Here is a 2,891-nt window from a genome sequence, read left to right on the forward strand (position 1 = left end):
ATGTGCCAAGTAGGAGGAAGGCAAGCGGTAGTCCGCATCGGTGATGCGGGCGAAGTCGGTGTAGTCGGCGGCCAGCGGTGCGAGGTCCCATGGAGGGTGACCGAGTGACACGTGGTCGAGGTCTAGAAGGATGGGGTCGCCCCCGGCGAGCGGCACGACGAGGTTTCCTTGCCAGGCGTCGTCGTGCAGGACGCGGGCGGTGCGGTGGAGGTTGAATGCTCGACTGCGCGGTGGAGTTGGGCGAGCCGGTCGGCGAGCCAGTGCCGGTCCGCGGGGTCGAGGTGGTGTGCGTTGGTGATGCGTTCGTCGATGCCAGCGAACGCATCGTAGGGCGGCAGTACGGGCTGGTTCGGCTGCCGCAGCCGGTGCAGCGCCTGGAGCGCGGCACCGAGTTCGGCGGGGCTGGAGTGGCGGTGTTCGGGCAGTTCGGTCCACCAGGTCACCGGCCGGTCGCCGACGAGGGTCGGGTGCGGCGGCGCGGCCAGGGGCATGACGACGGTGATGCCGTACTCGGCGAGCCATCTGGCGACCTGGACTTGGCGGGCGGCGTTGTCGCTGGTCCCGGGTGCGCCGACGCGGGCGACGACGTGGTGGGGCAGGCGGACGACGGCATTCGACCCGTCGCGGAGCAATGTCATGTCGGTGGCGTCGATGCCTGCTGTTGCGGCAGCGGCGCGGGTGTGGTCGAGAACGTTCACGCAGTCGCCTCGATAGTGATCGAGGCGACTGCGTGGCGGAGTGGCCTGGTGTCGTCGTTGTGGTGCAGTTGGGCAGTGCGGGACAGTCCAGCCAGTTCGGTGGCGACGCGCATGGACTGGATCGTCGCGGCGTTATCGACTGCGGCGATGCCAGGAGCGAGGGCTTCGGCGGGGTGGCCGGTAGCGAATAGGAGCCGGGACAGCCGGATCTGGGAGAAGACGCGCGATGGGGGGTAGGTCTCGGTGTGGGAACGGACGGCGGTAGCGAGCCGTTCCATGCTGGAGCTGGGGTCGGCGGTGGTGAGGGCGAGCGGGATGAGGGCCTTCCCGGTGCTGCCAGCGTGCTCGGCGAAGCAGGCATCGGGTTGGGCAGTCTCGTCGAGCGCTTCGGAGTGGCGTCCGGCCCGGGCGAGCAGGCCGGCCCGGACGGCGTAGAGCATGGCCCGGGCGGTCGCGGTCAGCCGGTCGGAACGGACGAGAGCCAATTCGATCAGGGTAAGTGCGTGTCCTCTTTATTAAGGCAGATTTCCTTGCGGGCCACTTCCGCCAGGGTGTTGGCGCGGAGTTCCCACGATGGGGCCTTGTCCGCACAGTCCAGGGCCAGCTTGAAGTATTCGTCGGCGGTCTCGTGGTCGCAGCGGTCGAACGCGGTGTGCGCCACCACCGAGGCGAGATTGCCGACCGCCTCAGCGGTTCGCTCGCCCTGGACACCTACGAGGGTCCAGATAACCTGTCCGATCCAAAACCGGGGATAAACCGGGGAAGCGATCTTGGACCTTGATGACCTCAGTGCCTCTGACCAGGTCTTTTGGTGGAGCTGGTGCGCCGGCTCGGGCTGAACCGGCCCGTTGTGGTCGGGCAGTCGTTCGGTGGCATGCTGGCCGCCGAGCTGGCCTCGTTCTTCCCCGGGCTGCCGGAAAAGCTGGTGCTGCTCGACCCGATCGGCCTGTGGCGCGAGGAAGCCCCGGTCGCCAACTGGGTCGCGACCCCGCCGGATCAGCTGCCGGCCCTGCTGTTCAAGGACCCGTCGAGCCCGGCGGCGCGGGCGATGCTGACACTGCCCGATGACGAGGAGGCCGCCCGCGCGGCCACCGCCGGCATGGTCTGGGCGCTGGGTTGCACCGGCAAGTTCGCCTGGCCGATCCCCGACCGCGGGCTGCGCAACCGGCTGCACCGGGTCACCGCGAGCACCCTGATCGTGTGGGGCGAGGACGACGCGCTCGTTTCGGCCAGCTACGCCGAGGACTTCGCCGGCCTCATCGCCGACAGCAAGGTCGCCATCATCTCCGACAGCGGGCATATCCCGCAGGTGGAGCAGTTCGAGCGCACCGCGGCCGCGGTGGACGAGTTTCTGGGCTGAGAAAAGGAGAGTCGCCATGACTACCGAAATACACACCCCGACCGCGGTGGAGTCCGGCAGCTCGGCAACCGAGGCGTTCCGCAAGAGCCTGGCGCGGCACGGAACCGCGGACACCGACCGGGAGCGGATCGACACGTTCGCCAGGGACGTGCTCGGTCGCATCCACGATGCGATCCGTGCGCACAACATGACCTACCCCGAGTACCAGGCGGTCAAGCAGTGGCTCATCGATGTCGGTGAAAGCAAGGAATGGCCGCTGTTCCTCGATGTGTTCGTGGAGCATGTGGTCGAGGACGTGGCGAGCCAAGACCACCATGGCACCAAGGGAAGCATCGAAGGCCCGTACTACCTGCCAGATCAGGTGATGCTGCCGGCGAAGGCCACGCTGCCCATGCGGCAGGAGGAAAAGGGCACCCCGCTGGTCTTCTCCGGTCAGGTACGCACTCTCGAAGGCACCCCGATCCCCGGGGCCGAGCTGGACATCTGGCAGGCCGACGCGGACGGCTACTATTCGGGGTTCGCGTCCACGATCCCGGACGGGAACCTGCGTGGTGTCGTTGTCGCGGACGGCGATGGCAGGTTCGAGATCACCACGGTTCAGCCGGCGCCCTACGAGATCCCGAAGGACGGGCCGACCGGGAAGCTGATCGCCGCCGCGGGCTGGCACGCCTGGCGCCCGGCACACCTGCACCTCATGGTGCGCGCGCCCGGACATCGGACGGTCACCACGCAGCTGTACTTCCGTGGTGGTCAATGGCTCGACAGCGATATTGCGCAGGCCACGAAGCCGGAACTGGTGTTGGACCCGCAGCCGGACGCCGACGGGGTGCTGC

The 2,891-nt window shown here is 68.1% G+C and carries 5 protein-coding genes; 2 read left to right on the forward strand and 3 right to left on the reverse strand.

Translation table 11 applies throughout. The annotated features are described in order from the left end of the window. Nucleotides 1-122: 122 nt before the first annotated feature. Genes H5411_RS46080 through H5411_RS46090 form a run of 3 tightly spaced genes read right to left on the reverse strand, consistent with a single transcriptional unit; the run spans nt 123 to nt 1,362 of the window. Complete coding sequence (locus H5411_RS46080) at nt 123-698, reverse strand: phosphotransferase (RefSeq protein WP_183127971.1); 576 nt, start codon at nt 696-698, stop codon at nt 123-125. Then, nucleotides 695-1,183, reverse strand: a complete 489-nt coding sequence (locus H5411_RS46085) for a hypothetical protein (protein WP_183127972.1) — start codon at nt 1,181-1,183, stop codon at nt 695-697. The genes H5411_RS46080 and H5411_RS46085 overlap by 4 nt, the downstream gene beginning before the upstream one ends. A gap of 5 nt (nt 1,184-1,188) precedes the next feature. Next, the gene (locus tag H5411_RS46090) at nt 1,189-1,362 is read right to left on the reverse strand and encodes a hypothetical protein (protein WP_183127973.1); all 174 of its coding nucleotides are present in this window, start codon (nt 1,360-1,362) and stop codon (nt 1,189-1,191) included. 147 nt (nt 1,363-1,509) lie between these two features. On the opposite strand from H5411_RS46090, the gene H5411_RS46095 reads away from it, so the two are divergent. Then, nucleotides 1,510-2,058, forward strand: a complete 549-nt coding sequence (locus tag H5411_RS46095; RefSeq protein ID WP_202946350.1) for an alpha/beta fold hydrolase — start codon at nt 1,510-1,512, stop codon at nt 2,056-2,058. Nucleotides 2,059-2,074: 16 nt separating this feature from the next. Continuing rightward, nucleotides 2,075-2,891, forward strand: an 817-nt coding sequence (catA, locus tag H5411_RS46100) for a catechol 1,2-dioxygenase (protein WP_183127975.1), incomplete at its 3' end; no start/stop codon positions are given.

This window comes from Amycolatopsis echigonensis (assembly GCF_014174495.1).
GTDB classification, from domain to species: domain Bacteria; phylum Actinomycetota; class Actinomycetes; order Mycobacteriales; family Pseudonocardiaceae; genus Amycolatopsis; species Amycolatopsis echigonensis.